Annotated in this window: 13 protein-coding genes and 1 riboswitch; of the genes, 1 reads left to right on the forward strand and 12 read right to left on the reverse strand. The window is 69.5% G+C overall.

Translation table 11 applies throughout. The features are described 5' to 3' along the window. Positions 1–21 precede the first annotated feature (21 nt). Positions 22–255: riboswitch (cobalamin riboswitch) on the forward strand. 137 nt (positions 256–392) lie between these two features. Next, on the forward strand, positions 393–2,243 hold the full coding sequence (gene btuB, locus BLU84_RS24470; protein WP_074873451.1) for a TonB-dependent vitamin B12 receptor: 1,851 nt from the start codon (positions 393–395) through the stop codon (positions 2,241–2,243). 207 nt (positions 2,244–2,450) lie between these two features. Here the strand turns inward: btuB and BLU84_RS24475 are convergent, their stop codons facing one another. The 12 genes from BLU84_RS24475 to glmS form a co-directional block, all read right to left on the reverse strand. Continuing rightward, complete coding sequence (locus BLU84_RS24475) at positions 2,451–3,356, reverse strand: hypothetical protein (RefSeq protein ID WP_139175231.1); 906 nt, start codon at positions 3,354–3,356, stop codon at positions 2,451–2,453. Beyond that, on the reverse strand, positions 3,353–4,321 hold the full coding sequence (locus BLU84_RS24480; RefSeq protein WP_139175232.1) for a hypothetical protein: 969 nt from the start codon (positions 4,319–4,321) through the stop codon (positions 3,353–3,355). The genes BLU84_RS24475 and BLU84_RS24480 overlap by 4 nt, the downstream gene beginning before the upstream one ends. A gap of 13 nt (positions 4,322–4,334) precedes the next feature. Next, positions 4,335–7,640, reverse strand: a complete 3,306-nt coding sequence (locus tag BLU84_RS27625) for a hypothetical protein (RefSeq protein WP_074873457.1) — start codon at positions 7,638–7,640, stop codon at positions 4,335–4,337. A 231-nt stretch (positions 7,641–7,871) separates the two neighbouring features. Next, positions 7,872–10,151, reverse strand: coding sequence for a hypothetical protein (locus BLU84_RS24490; protein WP_074873459.1), 2,280 nt, complete (start codon positions 10,149–10,151; stop codon positions 7,872–7,874). 79 nt (positions 10,152–10,230) lie between these two features. Next, positions 10,231–12,387: a hypothetical protein gene (locus BLU84_RS24495; protein WP_074873461.1), complete on the reverse strand. Its 2,157-nt coding sequence runs from the start codon at positions 12,385–12,387 to the stop codon at positions 10,231–10,233. Positions 12,388–12,865: 478 nt separating this feature from the next. Beyond that, entirely contained in the window at positions 12,866–13,570 is a 705-nt protein-coding gene (locus tag BLU84_RS24500) for a hypothetical protein (protein ID WP_074873462.1), read from the reverse strand. Positions 13,571–13,603: 33 nt separating this feature from the next. Further along, positions 13,604–15,409 (reverse strand): hypothetical protein, encoded by a 1,806-nt coding sequence (locus BLU84_RS24505; protein WP_074873465.1) that lies wholly within the window; start codon positions 15,407–15,409, stop codon positions 13,604–13,606. A 1-nt stretch (position 15,410) separates the two neighbouring features. After that, on the reverse strand, positions 15,411–17,927 hold the full coding sequence (locus BLU84_RS24510) for a hypothetical protein (protein WP_074873468.1): 2,517 nt from the start codon (positions 17,925–17,927) through the stop codon (positions 15,411–15,413). A gap of 186 nt (positions 17,928–18,113) precedes the next feature. Then, entirely contained in the window at positions 18,114–18,971 is an 858-nt protein-coding gene (locus BLU84_RS24515; protein WP_074873470.1) for an NmrA family NAD(P)-binding protein, read from the reverse strand. Positions 18,972–19,142: 171 nt separating this feature from the next. Beyond that, complete coding sequence (locus BLU84_RS24520) at positions 19,143–19,970, reverse strand: hypothetical protein (RefSeq protein WP_139175233.1); 828 nt, start codon at positions 19,968–19,970, stop codon at positions 19,143–19,145. A gap of 212 nt (positions 19,971–20,182) precedes the next feature. Continuing rightward, the gene (locus BLU84_RS24525; protein ID WP_074873474.1) at positions 20,183–21,121 is read right to left on the reverse strand and encodes an SEL1-like repeat protein; all 939 of its coding nucleotides are present in this window, start codon (positions 21,119–21,121) and stop codon (positions 20,183–20,185) included. Positions 21,122–21,209: 88 nt separating this feature from the next. Then, positions 21,210–22,331: glutamine--fructose-6-phosphate transaminase (isomerizing) (gene glmS, locus BLU84_RS24530; RefSeq protein ID WP_074869074.1), on the reverse strand; the 1,122-nt coding region annotated here is incomplete at its 5' end.

A 22,331-nucleotide genomic window follows, 5' to 3' on the forward strand; every position in this document is an offset into this window, starting at 1 on the left:
TTCGCGTACACTGCGCCCCGCTTCGAGGTGACCCCGCGGCCAGACCGCCGGGTTGAAACGGGAAGCCGGTGACGCCCGACGGCGCGGATCGACGATCCCGCCGCGGCCAGTCCGGCACTGCCCCCGCAACGGTAAGCGCGTCCACAAGCGCGGCAAACGCCACTGTGCCACCGGCCTCGCGCCGCCGGCATGGGAAGGCGCCGCGCCGGAACCGGTCCGCCGGTTCGGCCCGCAAGTCCGGAGACCGGCCCCGAAGCCCCCAACAGGTTGCGATGCGGAGGGCATCGCGGCGGTCGCCGCGCCTTTGCGCCGGCTCGCCTGCGTTCGCCCTCCCCCGCCGCCGCCCTTCGCCGTTCGTCGTGCGCGCTGGATTGCGCGCGCAGGAGTGTCTTATGCGTCGTTTCAAGCTGCTGTCCCTCGCCATCGCCGGCGCCATCGCGCTGCCGGCGGCCGCCGTCGCCGCGCCCGCCGGCGAGGCCACCGACCTGGATCAGGTCGTGGTCACCGCCAACCGCACCGCGGTCAGCGTCAACGACCTGCTGACTCCGGTCGACGTGCTCGACCGCAGCGACATCGAGCGCAGCCAGGCGCGCGACCTCAACGACCTGCTGCGCGGCCGCGCCGGCATCACCATCGCCAACCAGGGCGGCGCCGGCAAGCTGACCACGCTGTTCCTGCGCGGCAGCGAATCCGACCACGTGCTGGTGCTGGTCGACGGCATCCGCATCGGCTCGCCGACCTCGGGCCTGGCGTCGCTGCAGGACCTGCCGCTGGAACTGATCGACCGCATCGAAATCGTGCGCGGCCCGCGTTCGAGCCTGTACGGCGCCGACGCCATCGGTGGCGTGATCCAGGTGTTCACCCGCCGCGAGCGCCAGGGCTTCGCCCCGCGCGTGCACGCCGGCGGCGGCAGCAACGGCACCGTCGAATTCGGCACCGGCTTCGGCGGCCGCAGCGGCCGCGGCTGGTTCGGCGCCGACTACAGCTTCCGCAAGACCCAGGGCATCAATGCCTGCCGCGGCGCCGGCTTCCCGGTGTTCGCCGGCTGCTTCACCGACGAGCCCGACCGCGACGGCTACGAAAGCCACGCGCTGTCGCTGCGCGGCGGCGTCGAGATCAACGAGCAGTGGAGCGTGGAAGGCCAGGCGCTGCGCGCCGAAGGCCAGAACGACTACGACGGCAGCTTCGTCAACTACTCCGAGACTGTGCAGCAGATGATCGGCGGCAAGGTCGACTGGCGTCCGTCGGAGCGCGTGCACGTGCAGTTGAGCGGCGGGCGCAATGTCGACAGCTCGGACAACTTCCTCGGTGCGCTGCCGATGGGGTATTTCAGCACCCATCGCGATAGCGCGACCCTGCAGGCCGATTTCAACCTCTCCGAAGGCCACGTGCTGACCGCGGGCTTCGATTGGCTGCGCGACGAAGTGCGCAGCGACACCGCCTACGACGAAAGCTCGCGCGACAACAAGGCCGGCTTCGTCCAGTACCAGGGCCGCTTCGGCAACCAGTCCTTCGAAGCCAGCGTGCGCCGCGACGACAACGAGCAGTTCGGCGGCCACACCACCGGCGGCGCCGCGTGGGGCCTGAACTTCGCCGAGAACTGGCGCGTCACCGTCGGCTACGGCACCGCGTTCAAGGCGCCGACCTTCAACGAGCTGTACTACCCGTTCTTCGGCAACGCCAAGCTCAAGCCGGAAGAGTCCAAGACCTGGGAACTGGGCCTGGCCTACCGCGGCGAGAACTTCAACGCCCGCATCGACGGCTTCGACACCCGCGTGGACCAGCTGATCACCTTCGACTCGGCGATCAACCTGCCCAACAACATCGAACGCGCGCGCATGCGCGGCGCCGAGATCGGCATCGACACCACCTTCGCCGACTGGACCCTGGCGGCGAGCGCGAGCTGGCTGGACACCGAGAACCGGGTCGGCTTCTACCGCGGCAACGACCTGCCGCGCCGCGCCAAGCACAGCGCGCGCATCGACCTGGACCGCGCCTTCGGCAAGTTCCGCGTCGGCGCCACCGCGGTGGGCTACGGCTCGCGTTACGACGACGTCGCCAACAACGCCCGCCTGGGCGGCTACGGCACCTTCGACCTGCGCGCCGAGTACGCCTTCAACGACGCACTGAGCCTGCAGGCGCGCGTGGCCAATGTGTTCGACCGCGAGTACGAGACCGTGTCGTACTACAACCAGCCGGGACGCGAGTGGTTCCTGACCTTGCGTTACGCGCCCAAGCCCTGAGGGCTTCGCGCTCCGGGCCGTTCGCGGCCCGGGCGTGAGCGATGACTTCGAAGCCCGGCTCCGGCCGGGCTTCGTCGTTTCCGAAGCCCCTGTAGGAGCGGCGCGAGCCGCGACTGCGGGGTGGCCGCTTGGGGCGTGAGTTTCGTCGCACCTGCGGTGTCGCGGTCGCGGCTTGCGCCGCTCCTACAGGGGCTTCGTTGCGGCGGCTCAGGCCATTGCGGTGAGTTGCTCGTCGAGTTCGGCCGAGTCCAACTCCGGTTCGTTGCGCTGGGTCCGCATCGTTTCCAGCGCCCATCCGCGCAGGCGCGCCAGTTCCGGCGAGCGCCACACCGCCATGCCGTAAGGACTGCCGCACACCGTGTGATCGCGCTGCGCGCTGCGCAGTTCCGCGTCGCCGCCCCACGCCGTCGCCGCGGCGCGACGATGCAACGCCTTCAGCTTGTGCGCGCCGCACTCGGCCGCATGATCGAGCGCGAGGACGAACTCGACCGGATCGGGATAGAACGGCGACAGGCTCGCTGCGCGCAAGGCGTCGTCGCCGGCCCAGCGCAGCGCGTCGGCGAGCATGCGCTCGGCTTCGCGCACGCCGGGCAGATGCGACAGATCCAGCGTCGCGAACAATGCCAGTGCGTTGGCGGTGGCGGTGCAATCGACCAGGTCGCGGCGCACGCCGTCGCGGCTCCAGGTGGCGAACACGCCGGGACGCAACCACGGCGGACGCAACAACGGAAAACTGGCGACGCGGCGCCGGGCGATGCTCAGGCAGGCGACGCGGCGCGCCTGCGCGCGGTCCACGCGGCCGGCGTGCAGCAGTTCCAGCAGCATGATCGCGGTGTCGTCGGCGTCGTCGGGCAGGTCCGGCGCCCACTCGGGTCGCGCGTCCTGCGGCCAGAAGCGGAACCCGCCGCGCACGGAACGACAGCGCTCCAGCGCATCGAGCAAGGCCGCCGGCACCGGCAGCCCGCGCCGGCGCAGCGCGCGCACGCCCAGCGCGGTGACGAAGCCGTTGCGGTCGTGCAGCCGCTGTCCGCCCAGCGACACTTCGCTGAGGATGAAATGCGGCTTCGCCGCGACGGCGGCGGCGAAAGCGCAGGGACGCGGCGCGTCGCTCATGTCGGCCGCACGCCGCATTGCACCCAGGCGTTGCCGGCGATGTCGGCGCCGACGCCGATCATGCCGTGGCGCCAGCGGCCGTCGGCCGGGCCGGCGGCGAGCGCGGCGTAAACCTGCGCCGAGCTTCCTTCGCCTTGCCCGCGCAAGCGGCGTTCGACTTCGGCATCGTCGCGGAAGATCGCCTTGGCGAAGGTGAACCAGGTCAGCGCGCGCACCTGCCCCTGCGCCGACAGCGCCAGGCTGATGCCGGACGGGCGCGGCAGGTCGTCGGCCGGCAGCACCTGCATCAGACGTTGCAACAGCGCCGCCTCGTCGCCGAGCGTCGCCCGCGCGAGCGTGCGCAACGCGGCCAGATCGAGCTCGTCCGCGCGCGCGTAGCACTCGACGCTGCCGTCGGGATTGACCCCGCACATGCGCCAGAACAGCAACTGCGAAGCGAACGCGGGATGGCGGCCGCGCCACTGCGGCGGCAAGCGCCCCCCGGGCAGGTCGGCGTAGAGCTTGGCGGCGAAATCCTCGCCGTGCCGCGCCGACGCCCAGGCGCCGAACTTCAGCCGCGCGCCGCGCTGATGATCGATCCACGGCTGCAGATCGCCGCACCAGTCCACGGCCTGCGCCGCGCGCTGCAGGCGCGCGGCGTCGTCGGCTTCGGGCTCGGCGACCTCGGCGGTCCAGCGCACCGCGGCTTCGCGCGAGGTCCAGGCGAACTCGACCGGCAGGCCGGTGTTGGTCAGCGAGCTGAAACTCCACGCCACCTGCGGCCAGCGCGAGGCCACCAGCGGCGCCAGCGCGCGCGCCAGCCGCGCCTGCGCTTGCTCGGCTTGCGCCGGCAACACCGCGTGCAGGCGCTGCAAGGTCGCGGCGACCGACGCGGGCAGGCCCGCATCGTTCGGCGCGCTCGCCCCGAGCTCGTCCATGGCCCTCGTCTGCCTGCATTGGCCGTCCCTGGCGATGTTCGCGTCCATGTCCGTTCTCTCCTTATTGCACCGCGATCAGTTCTTCGCTGTCCTCGACCCAGGCGCGCTGGTCGAACTGTCCCTGCATGCCGACGAAGGTGAAGCGGCGGCGGAACTTGCGCTTGTCGCCGTTCTTCAGCGCGATGCGCAGCTTGAGCGGATCGCTCTGGCTGCCGGGCATCTCCAGGCGCTCGCTGCGCTTGTACGCACCGTCCTCGTACTTCACGTCGATGTAGACGCGCCGCACCGACGCCGGATCGAACACCGGGATGAACTCCAGTTGCAGCGCGTCCTCGAAGCTGTCGTGGATCAACAGTTCGGGGACGTCGACTTCGACCGGCGGCGCGGCCGGATCGGGCTGCGCCGCGCCCTTGCGCCGCTGCACGATCTGATACGTGACGCCGCGATTCGCCGGCGCCGGCTTGGCCCCGCGCAAACGCCAGGTCTTCGGCCCGGACGTCGCAGTCAGGGTCAGCGTGGTCTTCGGCTCGGGCGTGGCGTAGCCGCGCGCCTGCAGCTTGACGTCGATGGCCTCGACCACGTCCCAGTCGATATCGCCCGGGGTCGCGGTGATCTGGCGGAACTCGACGTGTTCGTAGGGATTGACGAACAGCGTGCGGTCTTCGGTGCGCTCGGCCGGGATATTGTAGGAGCTGCGGTCGGCGGCCCAGTCCGACTGCGGATCGAAGTGGAACTGGTAGCCGGCCTGATAGCCGATATCGCGGTTCTGGCTCATGAACACTTCGAAGCGCTTGGCCGCGGTGTCGCCCGGGCCGAACACGAAGTCGGCGTGCTTGTGGTCGCGCGGCTTGCTCTTGTCGCCGTAGTCCAGCGCCAGTTGCACCGACTTGAGATCGATCGGCTCGAACGCGATCGGCAGGCTGGCCTCGACCGCGAACTGGCGGAAGAACGGATCGTCCAGGTCGATTTCCTTGAAGTACTTCGACTTGTCGCGCAGATCGCCGAGCATCAGGCCGAAGAAACCCTGCGGCGCATAGGTGCGGCGCACCGCTTCGGCGCGGTTGTAGCGCAGGGTCAGTTTCTTGCGTTCTTCCTGATGCACGAACTTGAGCTTGAGCGAGAGGCTGGCCGCGGTCGGCGGCGTCGGCAGGGTCGGGGTGACCGGCGGCGTCACCGGTGGCGTCACCGGCGGAGTGACGGGAGGCGTGACCGGCGGAGTGACCGGCGGCGTCACGGGCGGAACGACCGGAGGAACGACCGGCGGCACCACCGGCGGCGTCACCGACGCCGGCCGGCGCAGGCGCCCGTGCCAGCGGTTCGGCGTGGCGCCGGCGGCGCGGCCGGTGACGTGGACGACGCGGTTGTCCGGATCGCCGCCCATCGCCGAATGCGCGCCGGGCCGGCTGCTGGCCGGCACGTCGCCGTTGGCGGCCTGGGTGCTCACGGTGATCGGCACGCCGGCGCGGCGCGCCACCGCCAGCGCGACATCCAGGCGTCGCTGCGACAAGCGCTTGTTGTAGCGCTCGCGTTCGCTGTCGCTGGCGCCGCTGACGTGTTCGTGGCTGGCGTAGGCCTGGAAATTCAGATTGCGCGGCGCCGGCAAGCTGCGGATCCACGCCATCAGGCGCTCGGCGCCGCGCTCGCCGCCGCTCCAGTTGCCGTCGCCTTCGATGCGCAGCGTGCCCGAAGCATCGCGATAGCGCGGGTCGGTGGTGGTGTTGTCGACGTAGGCGCGGTACTGCGCCGACGGCGGATTGGTGTTCCAGCCGGCTTCGGCGGGTTTGTCGAAATCGAAGAACAGGCCGAAGGTCTGGTCTTGCGTGCTGGCCGGCCATTCGACGTCGATGCGCTTGCTGCTGTCGGCATCGACGGTGAGGGTGACCCGTCCCTGCGCGTCGGCGGCGACCACTTGGTCGTCGACCTTCACCACCGCGCCGGCGCCGCCGACGGTGATGGTTTCGGACAGACCGCTGGCTGCCGGCGTGTGGGTCACGGTCAGGCCCGCAGGCAGCGGCGAGGGTTCGGTCGAATCGACGGTCAGCGCGGCGGGCTGGATCTGCGGCGCGGGCGGCGTGGTGCCACCGGACGTACCGCCCGCGGTTCCGCCGGAACTGCCGCCCGAGCTGCCGGAGCTTGCGTCGGCGGCGCCACTGCGCGCGCTGCTGGCGGTGCTGGCGCGCGCGGTGCCGCCGGAGAAGGCGCTGGCGCCGCTCGAAGCCTCGCCGCTGCTGCCACCCGAGCTGCCGCCGCTGGAACCGCCGCTACTGCCGCCCGAACTACCACCGCTGGAACCGCCGCTGCTTCCACCTGAGCTGCCGCCGCTCGATCCGCCGCTGCTTCCACCCGAACTTCCGCCACTGGAACCGCCGCTGCTGCCACCCGAGCTGCCGCCGCTCGATCCGCCGCTGCTGCCGCCTGAACTTCCACCACTGGAACCGCCGCTGCTGCCACCCGAACTGCCGCCGTTCGATCCGCCGCTGCTGCCGCCCGAGCTTCCGCCCGAACCGCCCTGCCCGCTGTTGACCGTCGCCGGATCCGTCGCCAGCTTGCCCGGCACCAGGGTCGGCTCGAACCACTTGCTCAGCAGATCGTCCTTGAAGAAATCCAGCGCCCACTTCTCCTGGTCGCGGCGGTCCTCGGCGTCGGTGAAGGCTTCCACCTGGATGTCGATCACGCCGTTTTGCACCAACGATTCGAATGCCGCGTCGATGCCGGCCTTGAACCAGGCGTACTGCCCTTCCAGGCTGGCGCTGAAGTGGTTGTAGATGCGCTCGAAATCGGCGGTGATGGTGACCCGCAGCGCCGGGCGCATCGCCAGGTATTTGAAGTCGTAGATCACCCCGATCGGGGTCATGCCGTCGCTGAGCGCCTGCTCCAGGATGGTCGCGCCTTCCGCCGACAAGGTCAGGCTGAAAGCGGCGCGGTTGGCCGCGTCCATCGACGGCACCGTGGCGCCGAGGATGTGCTCGACCGCGTTGAACGTGCCCGGCGCGGCCGGCTGCGCGGACGTGCCGCCGCCGCCCTGCGCATTGAGCGCGATGCACTGCACCGTGCCTTCCTCGAACGTCGCGCAGGTCAGCCGCGCCGGCGGCACCACGCCGGGCTCGGCGTTGAGGCGGCCGAGGATCTTCGACTCCATCGACGAGGGCAGCTGCAAGGTGGTGACGAAGGTGACGAAGCCGCCGCCCTTGATCGCAGCCGAGGCGTCGGCGACGCGGTACTTGAGGAAGTTGAATTCCTTGCGGCCGTCGGCCTGGCGCTTGGCCAGATCGACCGGGCCGGGCAGATACCAGAACTGGCTCTTGTCGGCGTGGTCGCGGAACACGGTGACGCCGTCGACGGTGATGGGTTTTTCCAGGCTGAGCATGACGAACTCCGATGGCTCTGCGGTGGGCGCGCGGGGCGCGGCCGTTCCTTGTTCTTGGATCTTGCGGCGGACGACAGCGCCCTTCCCCTTTTCGTCATTCCCGCGAAAGCGGGAATCCAGGGCTTCATCGAGGCATAGCGCTGAAGTCTCTGGATCCCCGCCTGCGCGGGGATGACGTGCGGGAAGCAGGCGCGGCGACCGGCCGTGGCGTTGCTTGGTCTGCGCCGCCGATCAAGGCATCTTCAACACCAGATCGGTCGTATCGTTCGGCGCCCAGTTCACGCTCTTGTTGGTGCCGTTCTCGAGCAGATAACTGGCCTTGTACTCGTAGCGCATGCGCGCCGGGTCCAGATAGTCGTATTCGAACTCGCCGCTGGCCTGGGCGTTGTCGAAGTCGAAGTCCTCGGCGAACGACAGGCCGCCGGCGAAGTCCTCGAAGCGCAGCGAGACCTTGACCCGGCGCATCTTGCGCTTGGCGAAGTCCAAAGGCGGCTTGACGGTGACGATGCGCCTTCCCTTCATGCCGGCCTTGAGCATGATTCGATTGCTGTTGGTCACCGACTCGGGAATCTCTTCCACGTCGCGCCCGTCCTTGTAGAGGATGCTGACGCTGTAATAGACGCCCTTGACCTCGGGATTGCGCAGGTCCACCGCGAACACCTGCGAGGCCGCGCCCTCCTGGAACGACATCTGCATCTCTTCCAGGACGTTGTTGGCCTTGTCGCTGTAGCGCAGGTCGACGAACACTTCCTGCACGTCGTTCCAGTTGAAGTTCGGAACCACCTGCACCACGCGCCGGGTCGGGAACGGGTTGCGCACGCTGACCTGCGGCTCGTCCAGCGGCGCCCAGTCGCGCACGGTGTCGCCGCCGCTCAGGCCGTGATAGACGATGCGCACCTCATAGCCGGTCTTGCTGGCGTCCATCACGAACATCTTCCACGCGCCGGACGGCGAATCCTTGGTCAGGCGCACCAGATCGTTCTGGTTGATCTTGTTGGCCGGGTCGCGATAACGCAGGAACACGTCGACCGAGCTGTAGCGCTCCCACGGGAAATTCTCGGCCAGCACCGGCACGGTGTTGATCGCGTACAGGTCGCGCGGAATGATCTCGATGTTCTCCACATCGAAACTCTGCGGCTTGGACTTGAGCTTGGTCGGCCGCTCGGCCGCGTCCACGCCCTTGAAGCTGACCTCGTACTCGACCTGCACGTCGCGCTTCATCTGGCCCTTGTCGAGCTGGCTCAGCCATTCGAAGCTGGCATCGCCCTGGCTCGCGCCGAGCAGCGCGTTCTGCGCCTTGTCGCCGTAGCGCACCCGCACGTTGATGCTGCCGATGTCGTCGGCGGCCAGGTCCGCGCGCGAGATCACCTTGACCCGGCGCTTCTTGAAGAAATCGTTGTCCAGGCTGATCTGCTTGACCAGCCGGTCGCGCGGCACGCCGCCCTCGCGGATGGTCTTGAACAGCGCCGCCAGGTGGCCCTGCGGATAGATCGAACGCTTGACCGCGACGCGCTCGGAGAAGTTGACGTTGAGCTTCTTCTTGTCGACGCGCTTGTAGTCCATGCGCTTGTAGCTGAAGCTCGGCAGCAGCGCGCCGATCGGCCCGCCGGCGGCCATCGCCGCCGAACGCGAGGCGAACTTGCCCAGCGCGTCCAGGCCGGCTTCGAAATCGGACTTCTTCTCCGGCGTCCACGGCGGCAGGCTGGGCTGGAAGAACGCATCGGTGACCATGTTGCGCACCTGCGCCAGGGCGGCGTCGCGGCGGTCGATGATGCCCTTGGTGTCCTCGCTCTCGGCGACGAAGGTGTCCGACTCCAGCACGATCGCCCGGCTCTCCACCAGCTCGTCCACCGCCTTGCCGATCTCGGTGGAGAAGAAGATGTTGCCGCCGGAGAAGCTCTCGTCCATGTGCTTTTGCACCCGGTCCCAATCGATCTTCAGATTGATGTTGTAGGCCGGGCGCAGGCCGAGGAAGTCCAGCGAATAGATCACCGCCACCGGCAGGATCTCGCCGCCCAGGCACTGCTCCATCACGGTGTAGCCGTCCTGGTCCAGGCGCACCGAGAACGCGGCCTGGTTGGCGCCGTACAGCGCCGGTTTGGCCGACTGGTCGATCTTGAGCACGAACTGCGGCCCCGCGCCCGGCGTCGGCGCGGTGTCGCCGGTGGCCTTGCCGAGCATCATCAGCTTGACCGCGCCGTCTTCCAGCGGCACCGGCGCGATCCGCGGCTTGTTGCGCAGGTTTTCGCTGTTGGCGATCTCGCGCGCCAGGTCGTCGATCTGCTTCTGGCTGGCACCGAGATTGCAGTCGAAGTTGAGGAAGCCGCCGGTGCCGGCGTCGCCGCGGAAGCCGATCAGCAGGAACTGCGGAACGTCCAGGCCCAGCGCGTTGTCGCGCACCGTGGTCAGGTGCGGGTTGAGCGGCATGTAGTACCACTGCTCGGGATCGGCGTGGTCGGGGAAGACCGAGATGCCGTTGATCTCGCGGCTGCGGCTGTCGAGGAGAAGCATGATCGGACTCCTTCCGAATCAGGCGAAAAGAAGAGCCGGCGCGCGGCGGCGGGGCCGCGCGCGCCGGGTCGCGGCGGGCTCAGGCGGCCGGCAGTTCCAGGAACAAGGTCATGTCGTCCTTGGTCTGCGGGCCGACCACCTTGCGGCTGCCGTCGGTGAGGAAGTAGGTGACGGTGGCCTTGTAGTCCGGCGCTTCGCCGTCGGTCAGCGGCAGCTTCCAGCTCTTCTCCTCGTCGCCGGGCTTGAAGCGCAGGTCGATGCGCTTGGTCCCGTGCGCCAGCGACACGCTGACGAGTTTCAGCTCGTCCCAATTCAACAAGTCCGGAACCACCGAGACCTCGAGCTGGTCGAGCTTCTTGCCGACCAGGATGGTCGAGCGCGTGGCGACCTTCTCGGCCTCTTCCTTGCTGGTGCCGTCGGCGAACAGCGTGGTCACCGAGTACTTCACCTCGCCCAGGGTCTCGTCCACCACCGGGAAGGTCCAGTCGAACGAGGTCATCTCGCTGGACAAGGTGACGATGGTCTTCTGGTTGTACTTGTTGGCCGTATCGCTGTAGCTGGCATCGACGGTGATCGAGGCGATCTCCTCCGACAGGTTGCCGGCGGCGCGGAAGCTGACGGTCTTGGTCGAGGAGAACGGGTCGTCGACGTACAGCTCCTTGGCCTGCTGCTTGTCGGTCTTCTTGATCTGGCGGCCGTCGGCGAGCGTGTACAGGAACTCCAGGTCGATGTCTTCGGTGCGCGGCTTGCCGATGATCTTGCGCAGCTGGAAGGTCGGCGTGTCCTTGGTCATGTTGAACTTGGCTTCGACCGGCTGCTTGCCGTGCTTGTAGCGCACCGTGATCTGGGTGCGCGGCACCTGGGCGAAGTCGAGATCGCCCGGGCCGATGTCCAGCGCCAGCACGCCGAGGTCGTCGACGTTGATGGTCAGGTTGGTATCGTCGGTCTTGATCTCCTCCGACACCTGCTTGAACGTCGCGCCCTTGTAGTTCACCGTCACCTGGTAGGTGAAGTCGCGCTTGCCCTCATGCACGAACGCCTCGAACTTGGCGACGTCGTCGGGTTTAGTGAACACGAACTCCTGGACCTTCTTGTTCGGCCCGTACGGATAGCGGATCTTGACCTCGACGCTGTGGATCGGCAGGTTGGCGAAGTCGGCGTTGACCCGCATCACCACCTGCACGGTCTTGAGGAACTCGTCCAGGTTGATCTTGGAATAGTAGTCCTCCCACTTCAGCGGCTTGTTCTTGTCGTCCTTGAGCGAGGTGATCGTCGGCAGCATGCCCTGCGGGTTGCGGTTGACGATGACCGCCTTGGCCTCGCTCCACTCCACCCGCACGTTGGCGATCTGCGACTTGTTGATGGTGCGGCGGATGTCCTCGATGCCCGAGCCTTCGCGCAGTTCCTTGGTGTTGGGATCGACTTCGGCGATCTCCTTGAGCATGTTTCGCTGGACCGCCGCTTCGAGCTGCTTGTTGATGATCGCGCGGATGTCCGACTCGAGCTTGGCGTTGTCCTCGGCGCTGATGTTGGGCGCCTGCACGAACTCGAAGTGGGTCTTGGTGACGTCGTTCTTGTAGCGGCTGGAGTTGACGACTTCGGTGTAGCTGTCCTCGCTCCAGAAGTTGTCCTCGGTGTTGATGTCCTGGAAGAAGCTGTAGAACTCCGAAGCGTTCCAGGTGCCCCAGGCCTTCATTTCCGGCAGGCGCATGTAGCAGTTCATCTTGTAGACCACCTGCACAGCCGAAGCCGAACCGGTGCTCAGGGTCTCCTTGAAGATCGCCGTGCCCAGCTCGGACAGTTCGACCATGAAGGACGCGATGTTCTTGCCGTAGATCGAGGGCTTGCCGGCGCCGCGGATCTTCTCCACCAGCGCGCCGCCCTCGCTGAGCAGCAGCTCGACGGTGCCGTCGGTCCACACCACCGGCGCGATCGCGACCTTGGGCGCGGTCTTACCCTTGTACTTGTCGGCCAGCTTCTTCTGCAGCTCGTCGGTGATCTTCTTCTGCACGTCGGCCGGCACCGACAGCTCGGTGTCGAAGGCGATGAAGCCGCCGAACTTCTTGCCGCCGTCCTCGCGGATCTGGCCGTATTCGACGAAGCGCATGGCCAGGCCGCCGCTGGCCATCTTCGCGAAGGTCGGCGCGTTGGGCATGATGTAGTAGGTGAAATCGTTGGCGTCGTCGCCGTACACCACGTGGTCGAACAAAGTGTCGACATTGTCGATCTTAAGCATGGACTTGCTCCTTATCCAATGGTCCTGAAGCGTTGCGTTCCCTGGCGCGCCTTCCGTTGCGCCGCGTCGGTGTCGTGTCGGTCCTGGTCCGCTTGCGCCGCCACGACGCGGGCGAAGCGCGATTCGCGTTTGCCGCGCGATGCGATGGCGGCTCGATTCTTCCAACGCCGATCACAGTTCTCGCCGGACACACAAAAAAACAGGTTTTCCCGGAGGTTTTCGCGGTTTTTTCGGACGCGAATCCTCTCGCCGGCGCGCCCTCGCGACGGCGCGCCGCTTCTTTGGGACGAACTAATCCGGCGCGCGCCGAAAGCCGCCGGCCGCGTGTCGGGTCGTTCGTTGATGTCGCGGCCGATGCCGCCGGCGCACGTTCGCGCCGCTGGGATCCGCGACGCGGCTGCGTCGGCGTTCGCTCAGCCGATCCGCAGTCGCGCCGCGATCCAATACCTGCTTCCGCCGCGTCATGCGACGGATCGCTTCATGGCTTGGGCAGCCCCCAATCCGCGGCGTCGCCCGAATACGACCGCGCGCGCGGCTCGCCGCCGCCGCTGTCGGTTTCGATCTTCTCGCCGTAACGCAGCTGCGCGCGCAGGCCCGCTTCGCCCTGCGCGTCGCGCAGCGCCGTCTCCACGCTCAGCGACTGCTCGCTCTGCGCGCTGCTCGCCCGCCGCACCGCTGGCGCATCGAGGGTTTCGTATCTCAGCTCCAGCCAGCCGCGCTCGCCGCCGAGCGCCTTGCGCACCTTGGCCGCCTGCTCGGCGCTGAGCATCAGATTGAACGCGGCGTGGTACGGCGGCGCGCCCGACGACTGGGTCTTGGCCAGTTCCTCGAAACCGCCGGCGCCGTCGCCGAGCATCAGCCGCACCGTACCCACCTGCACCGGTTCGGGCGACAGGCTCAGCTGCGCCGGCGGCAGTTGCGCGCGCGCGGCCAGATCGGCGCGCACCGCATCCAGCGTCGCCGCCGGCACGCCCCAGCTCGCGGTCAGCGCGAGCATGGTCACCGGGCCGGCGGCGATCAGGCTGAACTGCGCGCGGCCATCGCCGCCGCGCGCCAGCCCCGGCGCGCGCGGGCGATAGCGCCAAGCGCCGTCCGCGTCGCGCGCGACCAGCACGCCTTGCACCTCTTCATAGCCGTCGTCGCCGGCAGCGACACCGGCACGACCGTCCTTGTCCGCATTCATGCGTTCGTTCTCCCCAGTTGCATCCACTAAAACTCAGTGCGTCGTCGCCGCCAGCGCGGCATCGCTGCTGCGCAGCCGCAGCGGCGCGTCGGGCTGCAGCACCGGCGACCACGGCGCCTGCGCATGCCAGCGCCAGCGGTAGCCGCCGCGGAACGGCGACAGCGCCAGCCAGCCGAAACTCTGCTGCGGCCGCGTGCGCAGGAAACTCACGCGCTTGCGCCGGGCCGGATCGTCGATGCCGTCCTCCGGCGCGATCTCGATCGCGCATTGGCGCGCGTCGTCGTCGAATTCGCAGCTCAGCGCCAACTCGCGCGAGCCGCTGCCTTCGAAGCTGAAAGCGTCCAGGCGCAGACTGTCGGCGGCCAGCGGCGTCATCGCCCGCTGCACGCCGTCGCGACGGGCGCGCGCGACCGCGCGGATCGCCGCATCGTCGACATCGAACGGCACCGCGAAGGCCAGCTCCGGCCGCGCCACGTCGAGCGTCGCGCGCGCGCTCCACGGCTTGCCCTTGCGCGTGCCGAAGCATTCGACCTCAATGTCGGCCTCGCCCAGGAACGCCGGTTCGGCCTCCACCGGCAGCCAGCGCAGGCCGAAATCGTCGATGCCGACCAACAGGTGTTCGCGCTCGCCGCTGCGCAGCGGGCCCTTCAAGGTTTCCGCGCGGCCGTCGCTGAGCAGCACCGCGTTGGCCTGCCATTGGTAAGCCAGCGGTTCGCTCGGCGACAGGCGCAGATCCAGCGACACCGGCTTGTCCGACGAGGCCAGCGGCGCGGTCGCCTTGAGCGTGAACATGCGCGCCGGCGGCTTGGCCGGCACCTGCACGTCCACTTGCGCCGCGACCAGCCCGACCCGGCGCGGCGGCAGATTGGCGCGCACGCTGAGGCTGCGCCAGCCGCTGGCCAGTGCGCGCACGTCGAAGCGGCGCACCACGCGGTCGTGCAGTTCGCCGGCCGGCAGCGTGCGCAGCGGGCCGAGCGGATCGGCCTCCAGCGTCAGCAGCCGCGGCGCCAGCAAGGCGTCGGCCAGATTCCATTGCACCCGGCCCGCGGCCATCGCCGCCGGATCGAACGCCAGGCGCACGCCGACCGGCGCATCCGCCGGCGACGGCCGCGGCGCGGCGAAGCGCGCGGCGATGCGGTCGAGCACGGCGTCGGCGAGGGTTTCCCTGGCGATCTCGGCCGAATTTTCGGACAGGCCCAGGCCGAGCAGATGCGGCGCATCGATCAGGCGCTGGCGCAGCAGCGCCGCGTCGATCTGGTCGCCGCCGCCGGCCAGCGCGCGCACCGCGGCGAGCAGGTTGGCCGGATCGAAGCTCAAGCTCAGCGGTACGCGCTCGGCCACGCCGCGCACGCGCAGCCAGGCGCTCGCGCCGACCGCGAGCAAGCCGCGCTGCAAGGCGGCGACGAACAAGTCGGTGCCGGCGCTGTCCAGGCGCACGGCGAGGTTCAGCGCGCCCAGGCTGGCGGCGTCCAACGCCAGCAGTTCGCCCAGCGCCGGCGGCAGGTCCAGCGCCTGCACCGCGTTGAGCCGCAGCCAGCCGCCGTCGACCGGCATCGGCGCCAGCTGCGCGCGCGCGCCCAGATCGAACGCGGCCTGGCGCGCCGCATCCAGGCCGAAATCGGCGGCGAAGGCCAGCGACAGAATCGAATAGCGCGCCAGCGCGTCGCCGCGGTCCTGCTGGACGATATCCAGGCGCAACGGCGCTTCGCCGTCGCCGCGGCTGGCCGCCAGCGCCTGCGGCGGTAGCAGGAAACGGCCGGGCTGGTCGTAGGCGGCATACGCGCGGCGTTGCGCGATGGCCAAGGGCGAACGCCAATCGGGGCGGGCGGCGAAGGACATGTCAGAGCGCCGTCACGAACAGCACGCCGGTGTCGTCGGCCAGCCACGGCGTGGTCGGCGTCTTCTGCCCGGACTTGTACACCACGGTCTTGCGGTATTCGTAGCGGCCTTCGCTGTCCTTGCGCAGCAGGATGTCCATCAGCGGCACCGGCACCTCGATGTCGGCGCTGACCGTGCCCGCGTTCAACACCACCCGGCGGTTGCCGCGGAATTCGATCACGATGCTGAGGATCTCGCCGCCTTCGCCGCTGGCGTTGGCCAGCACTTCCGGCGCGGTCATCACCGTCACCGCGCGCACGGTTTCCTGGTCGATGCTGTCGTCCAGGGTGTACTTGAGGATCGCCTCGCCGTCGGGCACGGCGCGCACCGAGGCGGTGTTGAAGATCGCGTCCGCCGGCAACGGGCCGGCCGGCGGCGTCGCCGGCTGGACCACGAAGTCCACGCTCTGCTCCGGCCCGATGTCCACCGGCTGGCTCAGGTCCAGGCCTTCGATGCGGCCTTCCACCAGGCCTTCGCCGCGGGTGATCCACACCGGCAAACGGGTGATGCGCAACGCGCTCTCGATCGCGTTGAGCAGCTTCACCGTGACCGCGCCGGTGACCGGGTCGGGCGTTTCGATCGAGCGGAACAGCTCGCCTTCCATATCGGCGAAGTTGAGCTTGACCGGCACGGTGACGTTTTCGTCGACGCCGGTAGCCACCACCACGCTGCCCTGCAACAGGTTGGACGCGCCGCCGGCGGCCATGAGCACGCCGAACACGTCCTGGAAATCTTTGAACTCGAAGCGCTCGTTGACGGTGAAGCCGTTGTCCCAGTCGATCGTCGCCGGCACGGTTTGCGAACGCACCGCGCCGTTGCGCAGCAGCGCCATCTGCAGGCTGGAAGCGGCGCGCAGCAAGCGCAGCTCGAATTCGCGCGCGGGATTGTCGGCGCTGGCCGGCACCTTGTCGGCGAGCGCGCGGCGCGCGGCCAGCAGGCGCTCGCCGTCGGTGACCGGGCGCACTTCGCAGGTCAGGTCGACCATCACCTGATCGGCGTCGGCGCCCTGGTCGACCTGGAACACCAGCGCCGGCGCATGCGGCGCATCGCTGCGCCGGGCCAGCTTGAACGCGTCGGGCAGGTAATAGATCCGCGCGGGGTCGTTCAAATCCTGGAAATAGGCGTGGGCGCGGCCGGTGTCGGCGGGATAGCGCAGCGAGTGCACGGCCCAGCGCGGCGCGCGCTGGCCGCCCGAGCTGCCGGCCGGATAGATGTAGGGATGCAGCTGCGGCTCGAACTGCAAGGCGATGCTGCAATCCTGCAGCTGCCGGGACACGTCGTAGCGCGGTTCCGGCGCGGGTTGCGGCTGCGGTTCGGGCTGCGGCTCCGGCTGCGGGCGCGGAATCGGGAACGGCCGCGGCTTGGGATCGAACGGCCGGCGCCGCCACACTTCATCGCCTTCGATGATCGACGCGCCGCCGCCCGGGCGCAGCCTCGCCGCGGCGATGCCCGGCGGCGGCGCGATCTTGGCCGCGGCGGCCGCCCCCGGCGGCGGCTGTATCGCGACGGCGCTGGCCCTGAGCATCGCCTCGGCCGCCGGCGCGCGCATCAGCTGCATCTGGCCCTTGACCATCAGCAACTGGCGCTTGGGCGCGTCCGGCGCCGCCGCGGGCGCAAGCGGCACCGCCACGGTGTAGCCGCGCGACACGATCAGCCGGCACTGGGTGTCGGCGCTCATGAACGCGCGCAGCAGGTTGTCGCGCTCGGCCAGGCTCAGATGCAGCATCGCCACCCAGCCGCCGCGCGGATCGTCGAGCAGTTCGGCCACCGGCAGGCGCTGTTCGATCGAGGTGCCCGCGGCGCGATACGCGATCACCGCGCAGCGTTCGATCGCCAGCATCGCCATCGTGCGCGCGGCCTCGGCGATTTCCGGCGCGGGAAACGTCTCCAGCGCCAGGCTGACCGCATACAGGCCGTCCTGGCCCTGGGCCTGCGCCACCGCGACTTCGTAGCGGCCGTTGGCGTTGCGCAGGCGCAGGCGCGGCAGCCAATAGCGCTGCTGCGGATTCTTCGCGTCCTCGAACACGCAGCGGTCGTCTGGCGCGGCATTGGGGCTGATCGGATAGGCCGAATCGGCGCGCACGAAACCGCCGCCGGCGTTGGGCAGCAGCCCGGGCCGCAGCGCATCCAGGCGCGGCCGCAGCGTGCGTCCTTCCAACTGCGCGATGATCGCCGGCTGCGCGCGCAGCAGTGCCGGATTCATCCGTAGCGCCGCGCCCGCGACGATAGCCGGCGTGGCCGCGCGCACCGGTGCGACCGCTACCGGAGCGGCTTCGTGCACGGCCGGCGCGGCGATGGGCGCGGCGACCGGCGTGGCGGCATGCACGGCCGGCGCGGCGATGACGCCGCCGGGAATGCGGATCCGCAATCCTGCGGCCGCGGCAACGGGCGCCGGCGCGGCGGGCTCGGCCGGCGCGGCGGGAGCGGGACGCACGCCGGCGATGATCTGATTGAGGTTGAGCAAGCGTCCCAGCGGCATCTAAATCTCCTTTTAAGGCGCAAAGCCTCGCCGTCGCCGCGCCGCAGGCGCCGCGTCCGTATCCTTGTGGTCGTCCCTGTGGCCGGAATCGACAGCGCGATGCGCGCCGGCCACCCCCGATCAAACGCCGCTGCCGGGTCGCTCAGGACATTTCAAAAATGAAACATGCCGCCGCGGGGGGCGGGTTCATCCGGCCCCGGCCAAGCCGTCGATGTGCTCGCGCAAGGTGGTCGGCCCGCGCCACGGGTCCTGGGCCAGTTCCAGGCCGTCGACGGTCGCCGCGGTCATCGCCGCATACGACTCGGCCGCCGCCTGCGAAAAGCCTTGCTCGCGGAAGCCCTCGACCCAACGTTCGCGCGGCACCTGCTCGACCCGCACGTCCCGGCCCAGCGCGCTGGCGAAGCAGGCCGCCACGTCCTCGGGCGAATAACGCCGCGGCCCTTCGGCGTAGCGCACCACGGACTCGGAGGCCGGCGCCGTCATCAGTTCGGCCGCGGCCCGGCCCAGGTCGCGCGTGGCGACCATCGGCAAGTGGAAGCTCGCGGGCAGGAAGCTGGTCACCACGCCGCGTTCGCGCGCGCTCGCCAGCGCGGCGTCCCAGTTGCTCATGTAGTAGGCGGCGCGGATCACGCTGCACGGGATCGGCTGCGATTCCAGCGCGCGCTCCATCGCGTACAGCACGCCCAGATCGCCGGCGCGCTCCAGCGGCTGCGCGCCGTAGGTGGATTCGGCGACGATCTTCTCCAGGCCCGAACCCTCCAGCGCGGCCAGAATCGAGGCCACGCTGGCCTTCTCGACCGCATCGGTGTCGGTGGCCGGATCGGCCGGCGGATTGAGCAGGAACAGGCGGCGCCCGCTGCGCAGCACCTCGCGCAAGCCGGCGCTGTCGCGCACGTCCGCCACCGCCACCCGCGCGCCGCGCGCTTCCCACTCGCCGCGCTTGTCCGGATCGTGGGTCACCACGGTCACCGGCTCGCCGCGCGCGATCAGTTCGCGGGCCAGCGCGGAGCCGACATGTCCGGTACCGCCCAATACGATATGCATGCGAGCCTCCGTTCGGCCGAAGATGCGCGTCAGCTTAGGAGTGCGACGGTAAGGCCGGCGGCACAAACGGGTGAAGAGAACGTAGCGTGCGCGTATGCGCGGCGCGGCATTGCGGCCGCCGCCGCGCCCCCGCGGCAGGCCCGCAACGGCGGCGAACGCACGCGTCGTTGCTTACCGGCCCGGCAGTTGCAGCGGTATCTTCGGCGGCGGGCCGTTGGGCCAGACCGGACGCGCTTCGTAGTGGTCCTTGAACAGGCTGCGTCCCTGCGCTTCGGCGGCCTCCCATTGCGCAGAGGTCAACTCGGTACCGTGGCGGCGCGGGCCATCGGCCCAGAGCGCGTCGAATTCGCCGCTGCGCCGCCCTTGCACCAGGTCGCGGACGTAGCGATAGGCCTGTTCCTGCAACGGATCGCGCGCATACAGACCGTTCTGGCCGGCGTAGGCGTCGATGTACAGATCCAGCGCCCGTTCCTCGCCCGCGGCGCGGCCCTGCTCCAGCCATTCGCGCGCGAGCGCGCGGCGCGCCGCGATGCGCTCGATGTCGGCGATCAGCGCCTCGCGGTCGCCGCCGCTTTGCTGCGCCCAAGCGCTGACATAGGCCAGCCGCGCGCCTTTCGCATCGCCGCGCCCGGCGCGCTCGAGCCAGCTGATGCCCTCCTCCAGCCCGGCGCGACCGATGCGCGCGCAGGCATCGTGCTGTTCCAGATCCTGGGCGAGCTGTCGCTGCACGTTGGCCTGGCGCGCGAGCGAGTCCGCATCGCTGCCTTCGCCGGCCAACGCCATATCCAGTTTCTCCAGCAGCTTCGCCGGCGATTGTTCCCGCAACGTGCTCAGGCAACCGCTCAAGCGCTGACCCAGGACGGCGGCGGCGTCGAGATCGCCCTGTTGCGCCGCCGCGAGCAGTTCGGGATAGATCCGGTCGATCGGCAGCATCCACCGGCGCGACGACGGATCGCGCTGCATCATCTCGGCGTGCCGGCGTTGAAACTCGGCCAGCATCGCCTGCGATTCCTTAGGCAACGCGGACAAGCGTTGCCGCAGCCGGGTCGCGGCATCCTGCGCACGCGGCGTGGGACTGGCGCCCGTCGCGGGCGCCGCCAGCGCTACCGGCGCCGGCACGGCAGCGCGCTGCGACGCGCCGCGCGCAACCCACCACGCCACCGCCGCCAACCCCAAGCAAGTCAGCGCAGCCGCCGTCATCATCGCGCGCCTCATCGCGGCGCCCTGCGCTGCTGGAACGCCTGCAGAATCTGCGCGGCGCGACGTTCTACATCGGCCGCCTGTGTCGCGTCGTCCGGCGCTGCCAGTTGTTGCTCGATGAAGCTCAATACGCCCGCCGGCATCCTGCTCCCCGCATCGGTGGCGCGATACGCCTTGAAGTAGGCCAGCGCCTGGGTCGTGTCGCGCCCCAGATAAGGTTTGTTGCCATGCGCGGAGGCCAGCGCCAGCAGCGCTTCGGGTTCGCCCGCCTGGAACGCGCGATGCAGGTAGGCGCGGGCGAGCTCGCGCCGGCGCGCCACTTCGGCGGCGTGGTCGAGCAGGTCGCCGTCGGAAGGCAGGTCTTCGAAGGCGAGTTCTCCGTAATCGACCATCGCCCGCGTGTGGCCTTGCTCGGCTGCCAGCTCCAGCCACGCGCGCGCATCGCCCGCGCGCGTCGACGCAGACAGGTCGCCGACGTCGCCGCAGATCGCGTCGGCCTTGTCCTTGAGGTACAGCATCACGTCGAGCAACTGCGGGTCGTCCAGGGTGCGCCCGCCGATGCGCAGATGCACGTTGCTCTTGACCATCGCGCGCGCGAGCATCCCGGTGAATTCGCCGCCCGGCATCGGCTGATAGTTGCGGCAACGGCCCAGCACTTCGCCCAGGCGATACGCGGCCTGCGCGTCGCCGGCGCGGGCGCGCGCTTCCAGGTCGGCGCGGATGTCCTGGAAGCGGCCTTGCGGCAACGGCGTCTGCCGCGACGCAGCGGCCGGCGCGGACGTGCCTGCGAGCGTCGAGGGCTCGGCGGCAGCCTGCGCATCGGCGCCGCTGCCTCGCTCGGCGGGCCGCTCGCGGCCCCACATCCACCACCCGGCCAGGCCCGCCGCAAACAGCAGCGGTGCCGCGATCCAAAAGGCGCTCGCACGGCGCTTGCGCGTGCTCGGCTCCATCTCCGCCCCCGGCGATCCCCTCGCCCTTCGTCCTTGCGACACTCGTCGGATGCGGCGGAGCCGGCTCATCCGGTTCCGCCGCCGCAGCTCACTCCACCGTCACCGCTTTCGCCAGATTGCGCGGCTTGTCCACATCCGTCCCGCGCGCCAGCGCCGCGTGATACGCCAGCAACTGCACCGGAATCGCATGCACCACCGGCGACAGCACGCCGACGTGGCGCGGGGTGCGGATCACGTGCACCTGTTCGGATTCGCCGAAGTGGCTGTCCAGGTCGGCGAATACGAACATCTCGCCGCCGCGCGCACGCACTTCCTGAATGTTCGACTTCACCTTCTCCAGCAGCTTGTCGTTCGGCGCGATCACCACCACCGGCATCGCCGCGTCCACCAGCGCCAGCGGGCCGTGCTTGAGCTCGCCCGCCGGGTACGCCTCGGCGTGGATGTAGGAGATTTCCTTGAGCTTGAGCGCGCCTTCCAGCGCGATCGGGTAATGCACGCCGCGGCCCAGGAACAGCGCGTGGTGCTTGGGCGCGAAGCGCTCGGCCCAGGCCGTCACCTGCGGTTCCAGGTTCAGCGCGTGCTGCACGCTGCCCGGCAGGTGGCGCAGCGCGTCGAGGTATTCGGCTTCCTGTTCGTCGCTGAGCGCGCCGCGCAGCTTGGCCAGGGTCGCGGTCAGGGTGAACAACGCCACCAACTGGGTCGTGAACGCCTTGGTCGAGGCCACGCCGATCTCGGCGCCGGCGCGGGTGTAGTACACCAGCTTGCTCGCGCGCGGGATCGCGCTCTCGGGCACGTTGCAGATCGAAAGGGTCTTGTCGTGGCCCAGCGATTTGGCGTACTTCAGCGCTTCCATCGTGTCGAGCGTTTCGCCGGACTGCGAAATCGTCACGATCAGCTGCTTCGGGTTCGCCACCGCGGCGCGATAGCGGTACTCGCTGGCGATCTCGACCTGGCACGGCAACCCGGCGATGGCCTCGATCCAGTAGCGCGCGGTCAGGCCGGCGTAATAGCTGGTGCCGCAGGCCAGGATCTGCACGCCCTCGACGCCGGCGAACACTTCGTCGGCCTTGGCGCCGAACAGCGACGCGCTGAAGCCGTTGTTGTCGATCACCGCCTCGATGGTGTCGGCGATCGCGCGCGGCTGCTCGTGGATTTCCTTCTGCATGAAGTGGCGGTATGGGCCCAGCTCCAGCGAGGCCAGCGACACGTC

Source organism: Lysobacter enzymogenes, from assembly GCF_900106525.1.
GTDB classification, from domain to species: Bacteria; Pseudomonadota; Gammaproteobacteria; order Xanthomonadales; family Xanthomonadaceae; genus Lysobacter; species Lysobacter enzymogenes.